This is a genomic window from Sphingomonas sp. Xoc002, assembly GCF_050408055.1.
GTDB lineage: Bacteria > Pseudomonadota > Alphaproteobacteria > Sphingomonadales > Sphingomonadaceae > Sphingomonas > Sphingomonas yabuuchiae.
Genome location: NZ_CP191175.1, coordinates 714085 through 732681 on the forward strand (window position 1 = coordinate 714085; position 18597 = coordinate 732681).

Consider the following 18597-nt stretch of genomic DNA (forward strand, 5'->3'; position numbering starts at 1 on the left):
GAGCGAAGGGCGGGACGTGCGCTTAGACGTCGCTCAGTGCGAACGGACGGTGGGATTGAGGCTGGCCAGCGAGCCTACGCCCCTCATTCCTCCGTCCGGAACAGCACCGCTTCGCCGATCAGGAAGAACAGCAGGATCGGCGCCCAGGCCGCGAGGAAGGGCGGATAGGCCCCCAGATCGCCCATCGCCATCGAGAAATTGTCCGCCACGAAATAGGCGAAGCCCAGCGCCATGCCGATCACGGCACGCACGAACAGCTTGCCCGACCGCGCGATGCCGAAGGCCGCGACCGCGCCGAGCAGCGGCATCAGCATGGCGGACATCGGCGCGGACAGCTTGTGCCACAGCGACCCCTCCAGCGACTTGGTCGGCCGTCCCGCTTCCTGCAGGTCGGTGATCGCGCTCGACAGCGCACCGAAGGACAGATTGTCGGCGCTGACGCTGGCCAGCGTCAGTTGCTCGGGCGACACGCCGCGCCCGACGATCAGCGAGGGATAGTTGGTCAGCTTGCCCGACTTCACCTCGAAGCGCGTCGCCGGGCCGATCTGCCAGCCATCGCCCGAGCGCACGCCGCGCGGGGCCCGCACGATCGCCTGGAGGCTGCCGCCCGCGCGGTCATACAGCGTCACGCCGCCCAGCTGGGTCTTGGCGCCCCGGCCCTGGATCAGATCGACCGAGATCAGGTCGTCGCCGTCGCGCACCCAGACATTGGCCCGGTCGCCGCTGTCGATGGGCAGGGGGCCATATTGCACCTTCTGCCAGGCCGACAACGTCGCGCTGGCGCGCGGCACGATGCGGTCGTTGAACGCGAAGCTGAAGGCCGCCACGCCCGCGCTGGCGATCAGCAGGGGGGCGAGCACCTGATGCGCCGACATGCCCGCCGCCTTCAGCGCGATGACCTCAGAATTCTGGTTCATCGTGAAGAAGGTCAGGATCGTGCCGAGCAGCACCGAGAAGGGCAGCAGGAACGAGATGATCTGCGGCGCGCGCAGCGAGACGTATCGCCACACCTGTGCCTGTCCGTTGCCCGGCGCGGCCAGCACCGCACCGGATTCGCTCAGCACGTCGAGCGTCTGGAGCACCAACGCCACCGCGAACAGGATGGCGAAGGTGCGGATCAGGAACATCTTCGCCATGTAGATGGCGATCGTCTTCGACGGGAAAATGTTGGACAGGCTCATGCCGTATAGGCCTTTTTACGGCGGCGGCCGGGTATCCAGCGCCCGATCGCCTTGGCCAGCTTGGCCACCCCGCGCTCCAGCGCGCCGATCGGCTGGCCGCCGGGCACATAGGCGGTGACATAATACATCCACAGGACCAGCCCCGCGAACACCGCGAATGGCCCCCATAGCGCCAGGATCGGATTCACCCGCCCCAGCGCGCCGATGTCTGCGGCATATTGGTTCACCTTGAAATAGGTGACCAGCATCACGATCGACAGGAACACGCCCAGCGCCGAGGTCGATCGCTTCGGCGGTATGCCCAGCGACACCGCGAGCAGCGGCAGCAGGAACATCGTCACCACCTCGACCACGCGGAAATGGAATTCGGAGCGGCTGCCTGCGCGTGCCTCGGCGCTCTGCGCCTCCTGACCGTGACGGGCCAGTTCGGGCAGGGTGAACTCCAGGTCGCGGCCGCCGCGCTGGCGGAAATTGTCGAACTTGGGCAGGTCGATCGGCAGGTCATGGCTGGAGAAGGTCAGCACGCGCGGCGCCTTGAACTCCGGCCGGTTGTGGATCAGCGTGCCATTGGTCAGGCGGAAGATGATGACGTTGGGGTCGTCGGTCGCCAGGAAGCGCCCGCGCGCCGCCGTCACGCCGATCCAGTCGCCCTTCGACGTGTTGGCGTGGACGAAGATGCCCGACAGGTCGCGGCCATTCTCGCGGCTTTCCTCGATGCGCAGGGTCATGCGGTCGCCCAGATGGGTGAACTCGCCGACCTTGATCGACGCCCCCAGCGCGCCGGTGCGCAATTCGTAGCGCAAGCCTTCGTAATAATAACGCGCGACCGGCTGGATATAGCCGACGATCGCGAAGTTCAGCGCGGCCAGCACGATGGCGTACATGTACGGCACGCGCAGCAGCCGGGTATAGCTCATGCCGACGCCGCGCATCACGTCCAGCTCGGACGAGGTGGCAAGGCGACGGAAGGCAAGCAGGATGCCCAGCATCAGCCCGATCGGAATGCCCAGCCCCAGATATTCGGGCAGCAGGTTGGCGAGCATCCGCCACACCACGCTGATCGGCCCGCCTTCGGTCGCGACGAATTCGAACAGGCGGCGGATGCGATCGAGCACCAGCAGCATCGCCGAGATGAGCAGCGTCGCGAACAGCGGCAACGCGATCAGCCGGGCCATGTAGCGATCGATAGATTTCATGCGGGGGGCATCACTCGCGCGATAAAACGGCCATGGCTATACGGGGGCGGGCAGGGCGCGTCACCCCCTTCGTTTTTGGGGTGTTTTCGTCGACGGCTACGCCGCCAACCTCAAGCCGCGGCGCAGACCGGCCCTTCCGCCCGCTTCAACGCCGCCGCCACCGCACGTTCCAGCCCGGCCAGGGTGAACGGCTTGCGCAACACCTCATGCCCCTCGAACCCCGTGGCCTGCGCATCGCCCGCAAAGCCGGTGACGAACAGCACCGCCAGATCGGGATGGCTCGGGCGGATCGTGGCGATCAGTTCGGGGCCGGTCAGATGGGGCATCAGCACGTCGGACACGATCAATCGGATGCCGGGATGCCGCGCCAGCAGTCCCTCCGCCTCGCGCGGGTCGTTGCAGGGGATCGGGTCGTGGCCCAGTTCCCGAAGCGCGCTCATCGTCGCGGCCAACACGCGGGGATCGTCCTCGACCAGCAGGATGCGCAGCGCGTCGTTCGCCTCGGCCTCGGTTTCGGCCGCAACCGGCGCGGCCTCGACCGGCAAGGCGGGGGCGGGGGCCGAGTGGCGGGGCAGATAGAGATTGACCGTCGTGCCCTTGCCCGGTGCACTCTGGATGGTCACGTCGCCACCCATCTGGCCGACCAGCCCGAAAATCTGGCTGAGCCCCAGCCCGGTGCCCTTGCCCGCGGGCTTGGTGGTGAAGAAGGGTTCGAACACCCGTTCGATGACCTCGGGCGTCATGCCCTCGCCGGTATCGGCGACCGACAGCACCACATAATCGCCCGCCTCGCCGCGTGGCAGGGCATGCGGCCCCATCTTCATCTCGGCGGTGCGGATGGTCAGCTCGCCGCGCCCGTCCATCGCGTCGCGGGCGTTGACCGCCAGGTTCAGGATCGCATTTTCCATCTGGGTGCGATCGCCGAACAGCGTCCATCCGGTCGTCCAGTCCTGGATCGTCACCTTCACCCCGTCGCCCAGCGTCCGGTCGAGCAGGTCGCGCATGCCCTCGACCAGACGGCGCGGCACCAGTGTCTCGGGGGCCAGCGCCTCTTCGCGGCTGAACATCAGCAGGCGGCGGGTCAGCGCGGCGGCGCGGTGTGCGCCTTCGGTCGCGCTCTCCAGATGGCGCGCCATGTCATCGGGCGACCGGGTGCGGCGGGCGAGTTCCAGCCCGCCCAGCACGACCGCCAGCATGTTATTGAAATCATGTGCGATCCCGCCGGTCAGCTGGCCCAGCGCGTCCATCTTCTGCGCCTGCCGCAGCTTGGCTTCCTGAACCTTCAGCTCCTCGGTGGCGACCTCGACCGCGCTGGCCAGTTCCTCGGCCCGGGCGCGTTCGGCGCGCGCTTCGGCATGGGCCTGGGCCCGCTCGCTGACCGCGCCGACGATGATCCAGGCCAGCGCGATGCCGCCCAGCACCAGCACGATGCCGAACACCACCAGCCCGCCCGCGATCCGGTTGGAGTGCTGGATCGTCTCCTCGGCGGCTTCGGAGCGTTGTTGCAGGAGCACCCGCTCGCCATCGGTCAGCCGGGCGAGCAGATCGTTGATCTTCAGCAGCGCCTCGGCCTGGCGGGCCTGGTAATAGAGACCATAGGCCTGACGGTTGAGGTGGTAGGTGGTCGACAGCGCGATCGTCGACAATTCACGGCCGCGCGTGCCATAGGCCTGGCGGAGCTGGTCCATCAGGCGTTGCTGCTGCTGGTCCTCGATCATCCGGTCCAGCCGGTCGAGCTGGACCCCCGCCGTCGTCCATTCGTCCTGATAGAGCTGACCCAGCTTGCGGTCACCCGAGATGACGTAGCGGCCCAGCGACGCCTCGGACCGGGCGATGGTGCCCGCCAGCGTGCGGGCGGCGATCATCACGTCATAGCTGTGGCTCTGCCGCTCCAGCGCGCGGTCGCGCTCGCGATTGGCATGGCCCAGCGTGATCACGAGCATGGCCAGCGTCACCGCACCCGCCACCGCCATCGCGATCAGCGCAAAGGTCCGCCACCGGCCGACCCCGCCAAGCTCGTCCTGATCCATCACGGGCGCGACGCTATCCTCGACGGTCGGATATTGTAAAGTCGGGCCGACACGGCACTCGGCCCGACGATGGTATCAGGCGATGACGCCGACCGCCTGACCGGCGGCGCGGAACATGCCCAGCACCGTCTGGATCTGTTCCGGCGTATGCTCGGCGCAGATCGAGCAGCGCAGCAGATAGGTGCCCGCCGGTGTTGCGGGCGGACGCGCCATGTTCACGTACAACCCGCCGTCGAGCAGCGCCTGCCACATGATGACCGCCTGTTCCTGATCCTCCAGGATGACCGCGACGATCGCGCTGTCGCAATTCTCGGTGCCCAGCCGGAAGCCCATCGCCTTCAGCCCGCCGTGCAGGGCGCGCGCATTCGACCATAGCCGCTCGCGCTTTTCGTGCGCGGTCATCAGCTTGCGGATCGAGGTCGCGGCGGTCGCGACGACCGAGGGGGGCAGCGAGGCGGTGAAGATGTACGGACGGCAGGCCAGGCGAACCGCCTCGAACTTCGGATGGTTGGACACGACGAAGCCGCCGACCGTGCCGACCGACTTGGAGAAGGTGCCGACGACGAAATCGACCTGGCCTTCCAGCCCCTGCGCCTCGTACACGCCGCGCCCGTTGGGGCCGAAAAAGCCCATCGAGTGCGCCTCGTCGACCAGCACCATCGCGCCATGCTTCTTGGCGACGGCGACCATCTCCTTCAGCGGGGCGATATCGCCCAGCATCGAATAGACGCCCTCCAGCACGACCAGCTTGGCCGGTTCCTTGGGCAGGCGGCCGAGCCGCTTGTCGAGATCCTCGACCGAATTGTGGCGGAAGCGGACGATCTCGGCATTGCCTTGCTGGCAGCCGTCATAGATGGACGCATGGCTGTCGGCGTCGAGGATGACATATTCCCCCTTGCCCGCCAGCGTCGAGATGATGCCCAGGTTCGCCATATAGCCGGTCGAGAAGACGATCGCGCCGGTCGTGCCGTAGAACTCGCGCAGCGCCTGTTCGACGTCCATATGGTCGTGGAAGGTGCCGTTGAGCATCCGGCTGCCGTTCGTGCCCGAGCCGAACTTCTCCAGCGCGTCCTTGCCCGCCGCGATGACGTCGGCGTCGAAGGTCATGCCCATATAATTATAGGTGCCGAGCAGGATCGTGTCCTTGCCGCGGATCACCGCCTCGGTGGGCGACTTCACCTGTTCCATCACGATCGCGAAGGGATCGGTGACCCCTGAGTCGAGCAGCGCCTGCCGCTCGGCGATCAGGCCGTCGAACTTGAAGAGCAGGTCGCGCTCGGGGGCCACGACGGGGGCGTCGGCAGGAAGGGCGTGGGGTTGGGCAGCGGCTTCGGTCATGTCGGTGTCCGTTTGAAGGCGATCAGGCTTGCTTCAGCTTTTCGACCGCGTCGACCAGCTGGCCGACATTCTCGATCTCGGCCTGCATGTTCATCGTGATGATGATGTCGAACTCGTCTTCGATCGCGGCGACGAAATCCATCACGGTCAGGCTGTCCCACTCCAGGTCGCCCTGGAAGGTCGTCGCCTCGGTCAGCGCGACGCCCTTCTTGTTGAAGGGCGCGATCTGGGCCGCGACGGTATCGAAAATGGCTTGGCGGTCGCTCATGATGATCCTTTCAGTCGGGCGCCCAGTGGCACCCAAATGCGGCGGCTTTTCGACCGCGCGGGTCTTGCTGCTATAGCAAGCCATTGGCGCGATACCACCGTGCCGTATCGGCCAACCCCTTGGCGAGCGGTATGGCGGGTTCCCACAGCGCCGGGTCGGGCCGCAGGGTGGGGTCGGCGGTCCAGTCGGGGTGGCAGAGATAGCCGACCCGGTCGGCGGTCAGCTTGGCGCCCGGCCCCCGCAGTTTGCGATCGATCGTCGCGCCCAGGCTCAGCAGCCCCTTGGGCAGGTGCAGCGTCATCACCCGCCGTCCGACCGCCGCGCCCATCGCCTGGGCGAGTTCGGCATGGGTCAGGACCTGCCCGTCATCGACCTCCAGCACCGCGCGGGGGCCATCGGTGGCGACCAGCGTGGTCAGCAGCCGCGCGAAATCCTCGACGGCGATCAGCGACAGCTTGCCCGGCGGCGGCATGAAGGCGAGGCCGAGCCTGGCGGTGCGGAACACGTCCAGCCACTCGGTATCGTGCGGACCATAGATGCCGCTCGGCCGGACGATCGTCCAGTCGAGGCCGCTGTCCGTCACCACATCCTCGGCCTGTCGCTTGGACCAGCCATAGACGGACAGGTCGGGCTCGCGTGCCGACAGCGAGGAAACATGGACGAAGCGCTGGATCCCGGCCGCTTTCGCCGCCTCGACCATGGCGCGCGTGCCGTCGACATTACCCGCGACAAAGCCTTCGCGGTCGGGGGCGTTCACCACGCCCGCGATATGCAGCACGGCGTCGGCCCCCTCGACCAGCGTGGCGAGGCTGTCGGGCTTGTCGAGCGCCCCCGCGATCCAGGTGATCCCGGCGCGCGACGGCTGCGCCCGGCGGGTCAGCGCGCGCAGGGTCAGGCCGGACCCGGCGGCACGGTCCACCACCGCACGACCGACGAAGCCGGTCGCTCCCGTCACCGCGACGATCATAGCAGGGCCAGATGGTTGCGATGGATCAGCGCGGCGCGCGGGGCGTGACCCAGTATCTCGGCCTGCTGGTCCGAGCGGGTGCCGATCAGCGCGCGCGCCTCGGTCGAATCATATTCGCTGAGGCCCCGTGCGATGGTGCCGTTCGGTCCCTCGACGGTGACGAGGTCGCCGCGCGCGAAATGGCCCTGCACGGCTGTGGCGCCCGCCGCGAGCAGGCTGTTGCCCTCGGCCAGCGCCTTGGCCGCGCCCGCATCGACCGTGATCGCACCGCGCGCGGTCAGCCCGCCCGCCAGCCACGCCTTGCGGGCGGGTGCGCTCTTCTCGGCAACGAAGATCGTATGGCGCGCAGGCGTCGACAGCGGATGGTCGATCCGGCCCGATGCGATGGCGAGATGCGCGCCGGCGCTGACCGCGATGCGCGCGGCGGCGATCTTCGACACCATGCCGCCCGATCCCATGCCCGAGGCGGAGCCGCCATCGGCCATGCCGCTGACCGCGTCGATGCGCTCGACCCGCTCGATATGGCGCGCATCCGGATTGGTGTGCGGGTTCGAGTCGTACAGCCCGTCCACGTCGGAGAGCAGCAGCACGCCGTTCGCGCCCGCCGCCTGTCCGACCCGTGCGGCGAGCCGGTCATTGTCGCCGAAGCGGATTTCTTCGGTGGCGACGCTGTCATTCTCGTTGATGACCGGCACCACGCCCAGACCCAGCAGCCGATTCAACGTCGCGGCGGCGTTCAGATAACGGCGGCGATCCTCCAGATCGTCGAGCGTCACCAGCATCTGCGCGGCGGTCAGGTTTTCCGCGTGCAACAATTCCGCCCAGGCCTGGCTCAGCGCGATCTGGCCGGTCGCGGCGGCGGCCTGCGCATCCTCCAGGCTCGCCCGGCCACCCTTGGGCAGGCCCAGCCGACGCGCGCCCAGTGCGATCGCGCCGGACGAGACGATCGCGATCTGCTGCCCCGCGCGTACCCGTGCGGCGATGTCGGCGACCAGCCCGGTCAGCCAGTGGCGACGGACCTCGCCCTCGGGCGTGACAAGGAGGGCCGAGCCGACCTTGACGATCAGGCGCTGGCAGGTGGTGGGGGGGAAGATCATTGTGGAGTGGAGTGCCACGATTGTCGGTCTCTGCGAGGCTCTTTTCCCTCCCCCGGCCCCTCCCGTTTACGGGAGGGGAGAAGAAAGCGCGAACAGCTCGCCAGGTATCGCTCCCCTCCCGCAGGCGGGAGGGGATGGGGGAGGGTCGGGTGTCTCACCGAGCCCGCCACCCGACGCATCAGCCCAGCGGCGACCACGTAATCTCGTCCTCGCCCTGATCGTTCTCCGGCACCGCATCCGCCCCCGGACCCATCTGCTCCAGCAGCTTGTCGAGCACCCAGTCGACGCCGATGCCCGCCGCGCCCGACAGCGGGATCACGTCCGCGCCGCTCGCCTCGGCCAGTTCGGCCGACAGCGCCTCGATCAGTTCGTCGTCGAGCGTGTCGATCTTGTTGAGCGCGATGATGTGCGGCTTGTCGATCAGGCCCGCGCCATAAGCCTCCAACTCGTCGCGCACGATGCGATAGCTTTCGGCCACGTCCGCGTCATTGGCGTCGACCAGATGGAGCAGCACGCGGCACCGCTCGATATGCCCCAGGAAGCGGTCGCCGATCCCGGCCCCGTCCGCGGCCCCCTCGATCAGGCCGGGAATGTCGGCGACCACGAACTCGCGCTCGCGATGCCGCACCACGCCCAGCTGCGGCCGGGTGGTGGTGAAGGCATAGGCGCCGACCTTGGCCTGCGCGTTGGTCACCGCGTTGATGAAGGTCGACTTGCCCGCATTGGGCAGGCCGACGAGCCCCGCATCGGCGAGCAGCTTCAGGCGCAGCCAGACCCACGCTTCTTCGCTGGGCCAGCCGGTGCCGTGCTGGCGCGGCGCGCGGTTGGTCGAGGTCTTGTAGGTCGCGTTGCCGCGTCCGCCGTCGCCGCCGCGCAGGAACACCTCGCGCTGGCCGACCTTGGTGAAGTCGAGCAGCACCTCTTCCTTGTCCTCGGACAGGACCTGGGTGCCGACCGGCACCTTGATGACCAGGTCCTCGCCACCGCCGCCAGTGCGGTTCGAACCCGAACCGCCATGCCCGCGCGGCGCCCGGAAATGCTGGGTGTAGCGGAAGTCGATCAGGGTGTTCAGGCCCGCCACCGCCTCGAAGACGATGTCGCCGCCCTTGCCGCCGTTGCCGCCGTCGGGACCGCCATATTCGATGAACTTTTCACGGCGGAAGGATACGGCACCGGGGCCGCCCGCGCCGGAACGGACGAAAATCTTGGCCTGATCGAGAAAATGCATGGCGCCGCCTTTACCGCTGACCGCGCCGACTGACCAGCCCGGCCGTTTATGACGGGGACGATCAGGCGACCAGCGTGGCCGCGCCGCATCGCACACCGTTGACCGTCACGTCCGCCTGGCCGACATGCAGGCCCAGCAACTCGGTCAGATCGCCGATCAGCGCATCGAGTATCGGGGCGACCGGCGTCAGCGCCGCCCCGACGATCCCGGTCAGCCCCGACAGGTCGAACCCCTCCAGCCGCAACGTCACCTGCTGGATCAGCGACGCGGCGATCCCGCGCAACGCCGAATTGGCGGTGACCGTCTTGGTCGTCCGCTGGCTGATGTCGTCCTGATCGAAACGGACCTGTTGCCATGCGCTGTCGCTCGCCAGATCGAGCTTGGCATAGCCCCAGACCCGCGCCAGCAGCAGCTGGAGCAGCACGGTCTGGCCGGTGATGGGCGAACGGCTCATATCGTCGAAGCGGCTCTGGTCGACCTGGGCGATGGCCAGCGTGCCGGGGGAGGGCAGGGCGTCGATCGTCACCGTCTGCACGGGGCCAGCGCAGGAGACGCTGTTCAACCGGGCCTGGGCCGCCGCGGTCTCGACGAAGATCGGCAGACGGATATTGGCGAGCAGGGGAACGCCGATCTCGGTGTCGATCAGGAACCGTTGCTGCGCGGTCCGCACGATGGTCGAGCCGTCCTGCGCCACCGCCAGCCATGGCGTGCTGGCCGGTCGCTCGCCGATCGCGACCAGGATCCTGGTCGACAGCAGCCCCTTGATCGAACCGCCCAGGTTCAACGCGACCTGTCGCTGCCCGTTGGCGACCGACAGCGATTCGCGCAGCATCGCATAGGCGTCGACCCCGATCAGATCGCGCGACGGCACCCTGGCCGTATTCCCCAGCGGCCCCAGATCGACCAGCCGGGTCAGCGGGACCTTCGATCCCGGTACGCGCAGCGCTATCCGCCGCAATATGCCCGCTGCATCCGGCTTGCCGGTCGCATCGGCCATGGCGCCCAGCAACTGCGGCAGCGTGACGTCGGCGGCCAGGATCGTGTCGAAACTGGCGCCGGTCAGGCCGATCTTCGTGCCCAGCCCCTGAATCATGGGCAGCAGGTCGACCTGTGCGCCCACCAGCGCCTGATAATCGCCGATCGACAGCGACAGGTCGCTGCCCGCCAGTCCATTGAGCAGCGCACCGGGCAATCCGCCCGACACGTTGACCAATCGGGTGCCGAGCGAAAAGGCGGCCATGTCGATCCGCCGCGCCACCGCCCGAGCGGAGACGGGCGCGGTATTGCGCCCGGTCAGCACCCGCCCGAAGAACAAGGGGACGGGGCGGCGGAGCGCGACACGTAACGCTCCGGCATCGGCGCCCGGCATGAATCGGTCCTGCGGCGCGATCGCGGCATCCGCGCGGTAGCGACCCGGCGTGATGGTGCTGGTCACGTCGTTCAGCCCATTGGCGGCGAGCAGACGGCGAATCGCTTCCTCGCGCCGATCGGGGCTGGACGAGGCCGCCGCCAAAGCGGCCTCGTCGGCGATGCCCTGCAAGCGGCGCTGCGACAGGGTCAGCATGCCGATATCGACCCCCAATGCGGAAAAGCCGATCAGGGCCATGGTCATGATCGCGGTCAGGATGCTCACCGCACCGCGCCGATCGCCCCACAGCCTGCGCATCACAGCCCGCCGATCATCGCGATACCCTTGGCGGTCATCGTGCGGCCCGGGGTAGGGACGAAGGGCAGGTTGAGCAGCGGATCGGACGTGGCGTCGTAGCGGATCGACACGGTCATTATATTGTCGACCTCGACCGCGTCCACTTGCCCCCGGCTGCTGCGCAGAATGCCGGTCGAATCGATCATCCGCTTCGCGGTGTCGACGGCGATGCCCTTGCGCTCGGTGGCGCTCATGCCCGCCAATGCGGCGCGGGCGGCGTCGTTGGCGGCCTGCTGGACCAGATGCGCGGTCAGGAAATACTCGCCGAAGCTGACGATCCCCATCAGCATCGTCAGCAGGATCGGCAGGACCAGCGCAAATTCGATCAGCGCGGCGCCCCGCCGGTCACGCGGGAGCGGGGTCGGAGCGAGACGTTGACGATTACGCGACACGGATCGACCGATGGAACAAGACACCGAAGGTTTCCCTTCCTGCGGTAGAATTGAAGTTCTGACCCAAGTAGAGTGTTGAATCCTTATCGGTCTATTACCATGCCGTATCAGGTATCAATTTCGACATTATGATGTGAATCAGTGACTAAAGTGGCTTGATAGCCATCGTCCTGTGATTTGGTCTTGACCGATTCGGGCATGACGGTGGCGTAACGAAATCGTTATACTGCGAATCGCCGCTTTCAACTTCAGTCGCCGGATCGGCCTGCAATTGGTTTGGATCAACGGTGTTGGAATGTCGGGGGGTGTCAAGGATCATCGCTCATTGGGCGCCTCGCACAAGCATGGCTGCCACCTCCGGGCGTCGATCCTCTGCCCGCAAGAAGGAAACTGGCGGAAGGGCGGCATGTCCTGGCGACGCCGCGGCTGGCGGCCAGCGACTTGGTCGTTCCGGCTTTGCCCGAATCCCTCCCTTGATGGGCAGGGATTCGGGCCTCGCGTCACTCAGGCCGCGAGCGGCATCGCGGGAGTTCGCTCGTCTTCCAGGTCCAGCGCATAATGGAGGCTGGGCGACAGCGTGTCGCGCCCGGCCGAGGCGCGGGCCATGCGGTGGCCGGTGGGGCGGAAGCCGAGCTTGGTCAGCACCCGGCCCGAGGCGGGATTGTCGGCGAAGTGCCACGCCCCGAGTCGCGCGATGGGCAGGGCGTGGCGTGCCATGGCGACGACCGCATGGCCTGCCTCGGTCGCATAGCCGCGACCCCAGGCCGCCGGTGTCAGCCAATAGCCGAGTTCATGGCCGGTATCGCCCGCGATGATCGCGATCCCGCCGATCAATTCGGGTGCGCCGCCGCGATCGAGCGCGGTGATCAGGAATTGCGGTTCGGTCGGGCCGCAGGGCCGGGCCAGCCACTGTTCGGCATCGCCGATGGTGTAGGGATGGGGGACGCGCGCCGCCATGCGGGCGACGGCTTCATGGCCGATGGCCTGGGTCAGGGCGGCGGCATCTTCCGGCCAGGCTGGCCGCAACAACAATCTTGGGGTCCGCGCGAACATCACTCGACAACTCCTCGTCGCGTCGGGCGCTTGCCACACGCCCATGACGGGACGGCGACATTGGCCCAAACGGTGGAGGGAGCATGAAAAAAGGGAGCCGGGGTGACCCGTCTCCCTTTTTTGCTGGTTCCTGCGCGGAACCCGGGTCACCCTGGTGGGCAACCCGGCGCGGTTGCCCGATTATTCGGCCGCTGCGGCCAGTTCGACCGAGCAGAATTTACGGCCAAGCTTGCCTTCGTGGAACGCGACGCGGCCATCGACGAGCGCGAACAGGGTATGGTCCTTGCCCATGCCCACGTTGCGACCCGGATAGAACTTCGTCCCGCGCTGACGCACGAGGATGTTGCCGGCGATGGCTTCCTGGCCACCGAACTTCTTCACGCCAAGGCGACGGCCGGCCGAATCACGACCGTTACGCGACGAACCGCCTGCTTTCTTATGTGCCATTGCGAACTACTCCTGGATTTCGTTGGGGTGGCGCGGCTGAAATTCAGGCGCCGACCGACACGATCTTCAGGATCGTGTGCTGCTGACGATGGCCGTTGCGACGACGATAGTTGTGGCGACGGCGCTTCTTGAAAACGATGACCTTGTCGGCCTTCGCCTGAGCGATGATCTCGGCGGCAACGGTGATGCCGTCGACGGCCTTCAGCTCCGAGCCTTCGCCCGCCAGCAGAACGTCACCCAGCGTCACCGACGCGCCGGCTTCGCCCTCGATCTTTTCGACGACGATCTTATCTCCGGCGGCGACGCGATACTGCTTGCCGCCCGTGCGCACGACTGCGAACATGGCTGTTATCACTTCCCAAATACATGGCTCCCGCGCGGGAATGCCCGTCGGGAAAGAACGGCCAGCTAGGCAAAGGTGGCCGGATTGTCAACCGGGGATTCTGTATTTCACCCGGTTTTGCCGTTCCGGTGAGGAGCAGGCCGGATTGACCGGATTGGTCCTATTCTGGCGATGTTGCACCGCAGCAACAATGGCATGACAAAATTGTGAAACGATTGAAATGGGAATTGCGGGCGTCGCTTCGGGTCATATTCTGATCATCGGGGGCGGCACGATGACCGCTCTGTATCAAAAAAGGGGAATTTGATGCGGATATCTCACGCCACGATCCTGCTTGCCTCCGTGTCGGGGCTTTGCCTGGCGATGCCCGCCACGGCCCAGGTTGCCGAACCGGTACCGGCCCAGCAGGAGGGGGCGGAGTCGCAGGACACGGTCGTCGTGACCGGCAGCCGCATTCCGGGCCGAACCCTCGCCGACAGCCCGGTGCCCGTCGACGTCATCGGCGGCGAGCAACTGACCAATGCGGGCTATACCGAGACGAACAAGCTGCTGAACCAGCTGGTGCCGTCGTTCAACTTCCCGCAGCCTTCGATCACCGACGGCACCGACTCGCTGCGCCCCGCGACGCTGCGCGGGCTGGCGCCGGACCAGACGCTGGTGCTGGTCAACGGCAAGCGACGGCATCAGGCGGCGCTGCTCAACCTGAACGGATCGGTCGGGCGCGGGTCGGGCGCGGTCGATCTGAACGAGATCATTCCCATCGCCATCGACCGGATCGAGATCCTGCGCGACGGCGCGTCCTCGCTCTATGGGTCCGATGCGATCGCGGGCGTCATCAACATCCAGCTCTCCAAGCGAAAGGGTGTGCGCGGCTCGATCACCTATGGCCAATATCGCACCAGCATGGACGGGGTGAAGGATGTGCTCGGCGTCCAGACCGATGCGGCGGGCAATCCGGTGATCGCGGTGTCGGGGGGCACCAACCGCGCCAACGACATATTGGGTCTCAACTATTCCGGCGACGACCGGGTGCGCCATGATGGCGATACGCTGACGCTCGCCTCGTCGATCGGCCTGCCGATGGGGCCGGACGGCTATTTCGTCTTTTCCAGCCAGTTCCGCGATCGCGATCCCACCCAGCGCGCCGCCGCCGACCCCCGCCGTCAATATTTTGCGGGCGATGCGCGGGAGCTGACCGCCAACCGCTTCAACCATGCCTATGGCGACGGCAAGACGCGCGACATGAACCTGTTCGTGAATGCGGGTACGGCGCTTGGCGGGCAGTTCGACCTCTATACCTTCGGCTCTTACGGCATTCGCGACGGACTGGGCGCGGGTTTCTTCCGGCGGCCCAACGACTCGCGCAACCGCGACTGGTCTGCCTCGACGACGACCTTCGTGCCTTATTATGCCAACGGCTTCCTGCCGTTCATCCGGTCCGAGATCGCCGACTATTCCGGCGCGGTCGGGGTGAAGGGGGAGATCGCCGATGGCTGGAACGCCGATCTGTCGGTCGTTTACGGCGCCAACTCGCTCGATTACTCGGTCGAGAACAGCTTCAACACCTCGCTGGGCGGGGCGGACAGTCCGCGCAATTTCTACGCGGGCGGCATCCGGTTCGGCCAGATCGTCGGCAATTTCGACCTCAGCCACCGCTTCGACGTGGGCTTCATGAATTCGCTGGGCTTTGCGGCGGGCGGCGAGGTCCGGCGTGAGAATTTCAGCATCAAGGCGGGCAATCCGGCCAGCTATGTCAACGGTCCGTTCGTGCCCAACGGCGCACCCGGCGGGGCGCAGGTCTTCCCCGGCTTCCGCCCGTCCAACGCGATCGACGTCGCGCGCAACAGCTTTGCGGGTTATGTCGAACTGGATGCGGAGGTGAACGACGCCCTGTCCGTCCAGGCGGCGGGCCGGTACGAGCATTATTCGGATTTCGGCGACACGGTGAACGGCAAGCTGGCCGGGCGATTGCAACTCTTCCCCGGAGTCGCGGTGCGCGGCTCGATCTCGACCGGTTTCCGCGCGCCCAGCCTGGCACAGCAATATTTCAGCACCTCGTCGACCAACAATGTCGCGGGCACGCTGCTGGAGATCCTGACCGTGCCGGTGTCGAGCCCGCTGGCGATCGCGCTGGGTTCCAAGCCGCTCCAGCCCGAAAAGGCGACCAATTTCGGCGGCGGCCTGACCTTCGATCCGATTCCCGGCTTCAACGTGACGGCGGACTATTACCAGATCCGCATTCGCGACCGCATCGTGCTCAGCGAGAATCTGCAAGGCGCCGCCGTCAACGCGCTGTTGCGGGCGCAGGGTTTTGCGGGCGTCAACTCGGCGCGCTTCTTCGTCAACGGCGTCGACACCAAGACGCAGGGCGTGGACGTGATCGCCACCTATCGCGTGCCCGATTTCGGTTATGGGCGGGTCAGCCTGACCGCCGGGTTCAACTATAACGAACAGGCGATCACCGGGCGTGCCTCGCTCCCCTCGTTGCCGGGCCTGCTCGTCTTCGGGCGCGCGGAAAGCTATCGCCTGACCAAGGGGCAGCCCAACAGCAAGATCAACCTGGGCGCCGATTATGAACTAGGCCGCGTATCGGCGACGATCCGCACCAATCGTTATGGCACCGTCTTCTCGGCGGGCACGGCGACCGATCTGGCGATCGCGCCGGGTGCGGGGGCGGGCGACTTCACCCTGGCTCCCAAATGGATCACCGATGCCGAGATTCGGGTGAAGCCGATCGAGGCGCTGGAACTGGCGATCGGCGCGGACAATCTGTTCGACATCTACCCGACCCGCTCGCCCGTCGGTGGGACGTTCGGCGTCAACAACTATTTCCTGCCCTATTCCAGCCTGTCGCCCTTCGGCTTCAACGGCCGGTTCCTCTATGCGCGAGCGTCGGTGAATTTCTGAGGTGCGCGCGGGCGGCCGGGGCACATGTCCCGGCCGCCTGTCATCAATGCCGGTGTTCGCGCTTCAGCAGATAGCGCCCATCGGCATAGCCGGTGAACAGGCCCGCAATGGCAGGATGCTCGATGGGTTCGTCGCTATCGTCGTGCAGCAGGTTCTGCTGGCTGACATAGGCGACATAGCTCGATTCGGCGTTCTCGGCGAGCAGGTGGTAGAAGGGCTGGTCCTTGGCCGGGCGAATCTGTTCGGGGATTGCGTCATACCATTCGTCGCTATTGGCGAAGACGGGGTCGACGTCGAAGATGACGCCGCGAATATCGAACATGCGATGCCGCACGACATCCCCGATCGCGAACCGTGCGGTTGCGATCATCGGAGCCTCCACGTCCAGGCGCGAGGTGAGGGGGAGGGTGTCGGTCAGGTCCATGCCCCATGATTTAATGTCTTTGTCGCGCCGCACAAGTTTAGGCGCTTGCAATGCGCAAAAAGCTGATCTAACAGCGCGCCTCCAATCGATCAGCCCCGGCGGTTTTCCACCGCCCGGATCGTCCTCGCGGAGAGGTGGCAGAGTGGTCGAATGCACCGCACTCGAAATGCGGCGTACCGGCAACGGTACCGAGGGTTCGAATCCCTCCCTCTCCGCCACTTACCTGACAAGCTGCTGATAAGCCTCAAAAGCCTTGAAAACGGGGCTTTCTGCGGCGATGCTTGCTACAAAATCTGCTACAAAAAGGGGAGAAATCCTTGAAGCGGGTGAAGGGGCATCGTTACCTGTATCGGCGCGGTGAGTATCTCGTCTTTCGGCGGGGCGTGCCCAAGCGTGCTCGTGCCGCCTTCGGGAAAACCGAGGTTCTGACGTCCTTGGGGACAGGCAGCATTTCCGAGGCTCGGCACTTGCTCGCCCGCGAACTGGAAAAGTTTGACCGCCTGCTGGCCGAGGTGACCGGCACCAGATCGCCAGCCGTCGTTCTCGATACCATCAAGCGAGAGCCGACAGCGGAAGAAGCCGAAGAAGGCGTGCGTCTGTGGTTCGCGGAGCGTGTCGGTCGTCTGGTCGATGAGGTGAATACGATCACCGATGAAGATCGGGCGGTCGACCTTATGCGGGATTATGATGCCCTATCGGGAGACGCCGCCGCCGGAATGAGGATTGGCAGTGAAAGCGCCATGATGACCGATTGGATCGTCGAGGCGCTGATAGAGCGTTTCGGTTGGCAGATCGCTCCTAGCACCCCGTTGCACCGTCGACTGACAAAACTTGTTGGTCGCGGGCAGATGGAGGCGGCGCGTCGCTTCGCGCAGGAGGCTAATGGCGATCCCGTCCGCGTGTTGGACGACACCTTTTCGCCTGAGCAATATCGGTTGGATGCGGAGCGCCAACGCGAACGAATGGCTCGGACGCCTGTATCTATGATGGGGCTGTTCGACGGCTATGCCAAAGAGCGTAAGCCCGCTGCGGCCACAATCAAGGCGTGGCGGCGTCAGCTATCGGCTTTCGTGGCGTTCGTCGGGCATGATGACGCGGCCAAGGTGACGCCGGAAGATGTCGTGGCATGGAAGGACCACCTCCTTCACAAAGCTGGCAAAGATGGTTCCGGGCTGAGCGCCAAGACTGTCGGGGAGACGTATCTCTCGGCGTTGAAAACCACGCTCCGTTGGGCTGTCGAGAACCGCAAGCTGCCTATCAATCCTGCCGAGACCACCCGCGTGCGTGGAGCGAAGAAGGTTCGCAAGCGTGGACCGGGTTTGACTGACGTGGAGGCCAACCTGATTTTGAAGGCGACGCTCACGCCGCCGCCGCCCCGGCTGTCCTCGGAGCGCGTACTGGCCCGGCGCTGGGTGCCTTGGATATGTGCCTACACCGGCGCTCGTGTGAACGAGATCACTCAGCTTCGCGCTGAGGACGTCGCCAAGGTTGATGGTATCTGGACGATCCACATCACGCCGGAGGCTGGATCAGTCAAAAATCATATTGCGCGGACCGTGGCCTTGCATCCCCATCTCGTTGAACAGGGTTTTCCAGCGGTTGCAGGCAAGGCCACGGGTTACCTCTTTTTCGACCCCTTGCGGCGTAGGGGAGGGTCGGACGAAAATCCGCAGTCTAAGAAGGTCGGCGAATTTCTGGCTGATTGGGTGCGAGAAATCGGTGTCGATGATCCCGATGTTCAGCCCAATCACGGATGGCGGCATCGGTTCAAAACAGTCAGTCGGAATGTGCGGATGGACCCGGAGATAAGGGATCGAATTCAGGGTCACGCGCCGAGGACCGAAGGGGAAGGATACGGAGACGTTTCGCCGGAGGCAACGTTACGTGAAGTGTCTCTCCTTCCAAAATACGAGATGCCGTTTGACGGATGCTGACGTGGGTAGTTCACCAAGCTGCGAGACTTGGCGGAGTTCTGCAGGTCGTCGTGTAAACTGTGCGGATTTTACTCCGTACAAGTCAGA

Annotated in this window: 16 protein-coding genes and 1 tRNA gene; 3 read left to right on the forward strand and 14 right to left on the reverse strand. The window is 65.9% G+C overall.

Annotated elements, in window-relative coordinates; all coding sequences use genetic code 11:
* Nucleotides 1-83 precede the first annotated feature (83 nt).
* The 13 genes from lptG to rplU form a co-directional block, all read right to left on the reverse strand.
* Nucleotides 84-1181 carry an LPS export ABC transporter permease LptG gene (lptG, locus tag ACQR50_RS03500; RefSeq protein ID WP_076715083.1) on the reverse strand — a complete coding sequence of 366 codons (1098 nt, stop codon included), beginning with the start codon at nt 1179-1181 and terminating at the stop codon, nt 84-86.
* Nucleotides 1178-2377: an LPS export ABC transporter permease LptF gene (lptF, locus tag ACQR50_RS03505; RefSeq protein WP_294311177.1), complete on the reverse strand. Its 1200-nt coding sequence runs from the start codon at nt 2375-2377 to the stop codon at nt 1178-1180. Before lptF ends, lptG begins: the two co-directional genes overlap by 4 nt.
* 110 nt (nt 2378-2487) lie before the next feature.
* Nucleotides 2488-4407, reverse strand: coding sequence for an ATP-binding protein (locus tag ACQR50_RS03510; protein ID WP_428970633.1), 1920 nt, complete (start codon nt 4405-4407; stop codon nt 2488-2490).
* A 75-nt stretch (nt 4408-4482) separates the two neighbouring features.
* Entirely contained in the window at nt 4483-5745 is a 1263-nt protein-coding gene (gene spt / locus ACQR50_RS03515; protein WP_428969802.1) for a serine palmitoyltransferase, read from the reverse strand.
* A 22-nt stretch (nt 5746-5767) separates the two neighbouring features.
* On the reverse strand, nt 5768-6013 hold the full coding sequence (locus ACQR50_RS03520) for an acyl carrier protein (RefSeq protein WP_058718202.1): 246 nt from the start codon (nt 6011-6013) through the stop codon (nt 5768-5770).
* 70 nt (nt 6014-6083) lie between these two features.
* The gene (locus ACQR50_RS03525) at nt 6084-6980 is read right to left on the reverse strand and encodes an SDR family oxidoreductase (RefSeq protein WP_428969803.1); all 897 of its coding nucleotides are present in this window, start codon (nt 6978-6980) and stop codon (nt 6084-6086) included.
* Nucleotides 6977-8077, reverse strand: coding sequence for a glutamate 5-kinase (proB, locus tag ACQR50_RS03530; RefSeq protein WP_428969804.1), 1101 nt, complete (start codon nt 8075-8077; stop codon nt 6977-6979). The genes ACQR50_RS03525 and proB overlap by 4 nt, the downstream gene beginning before the upstream one ends.
* 178 nt (nt 8078-8255) lie before the next feature.
* On the reverse strand, nt 8256-9305 hold the full coding sequence (gene obgE, locus ACQR50_RS03535) for a GTPase ObgE (RefSeq protein WP_076715092.1): 1050 nt from the start codon (nt 9303-9305) through the stop codon (nt 8256-8258).
* Nucleotides 9306-9366: 61 nt separating this feature from the next.
* A complete protein-coding gene (locus ACQR50_RS03540) occupies nt 9367-10971 on the reverse strand; it encodes a pilus assembly protein TadG-related protein (RefSeq protein ID WP_428969805.1) in 1605 nt (534 codons plus the stop codon).
* The gene (locus ACQR50_RS03545) at nt 10971-11402 is read right to left on the reverse strand and encodes a TadE/TadG family type IV pilus assembly protein (protein WP_428969806.1); all 432 of its coding nucleotides are present in this window, start codon (nt 11400-11402) and stop codon (nt 10971-10973) included. Before ACQR50_RS03545 ends, ACQR50_RS03540 begins: the two co-directional genes overlap by 1 nt.
* Before the next feature lie 504 nt (nt 11403-11906).
* Nucleotides 11907-12455 (reverse strand): GNAT family N-acetyltransferase, encoded by a 549-nt coding sequence (locus ACQR50_RS03550; RefSeq protein ID WP_428969807.1) that lies wholly within the window; start codon nt 12453-12455, stop codon nt 11907-11909.
* A gap of 180 nt (nt 12456-12635) precedes the next feature.
* Nucleotides 12636-12902 (reverse strand): 50S ribosomal protein L27, encoded by a 267-nt coding sequence (gene rpmA, locus ACQR50_RS03555; RefSeq protein WP_042486007.1) that lies wholly within the window; start codon nt 12900-12902, stop codon nt 12636-12638.
* Nucleotides 12903-12945: 43 nt separating this feature from the next.
* Entirely contained in the window at nt 12946-13245 is a 300-nt protein-coding gene (gene rplU / locus ACQR50_RS03560; RefSeq protein ID WP_007405484.1) for a 50S ribosomal protein L21, read from the reverse strand.
* 306 nt (nt 13246-13551) lie between these two features.
* Here rplU and ACQR50_RS03565 point away from each other — a divergent pair, with 306 nt between their 5' ends.
* Nucleotides 13552-16152, forward strand: coding sequence for a TonB-dependent receptor plug domain-containing protein (locus tag ACQR50_RS03565; protein WP_428969808.1), 2601 nt, complete (start codon nt 13552-13554; stop codon nt 16150-16152).
* A 43-nt stretch (nt 16153-16195) separates the two neighbouring features.
* On the opposite strand, the gene hspQ is transcribed toward ACQR50_RS03565, so the two are convergent.
* Nucleotides 16196-16576: a heat shock protein HspQ gene (gene hspQ / locus ACQR50_RS03570; RefSeq protein ID WP_042486005.1), complete on the reverse strand. Its 381-nt coding sequence runs from the start codon at nt 16574-16576 to the stop codon at nt 16196-16198.
* A gap of 128 nt (nt 16577-16704) precedes the next feature.
* On the opposite strand from hspQ, the gene ACQR50_RS03575 reads away from it, so the two are divergent.
* A tRNA-Ser gene (locus ACQR50_RS03575) sits at nt 16705-16794 on the forward strand.
* A 108-nt stretch (nt 16795-16902) separates the two neighbouring features.
* Nucleotides 16903-18510 (forward strand): DUF6538 domain-containing protein, encoded by a 1608-nt coding sequence (locus ACQR50_RS03580; RefSeq protein ID WP_428970634.1) that lies wholly within the window; start codon nt 16903-16905, stop codon nt 18508-18510.
* Nucleotides 18511-18597 lie beyond the last annotated feature (87 nt).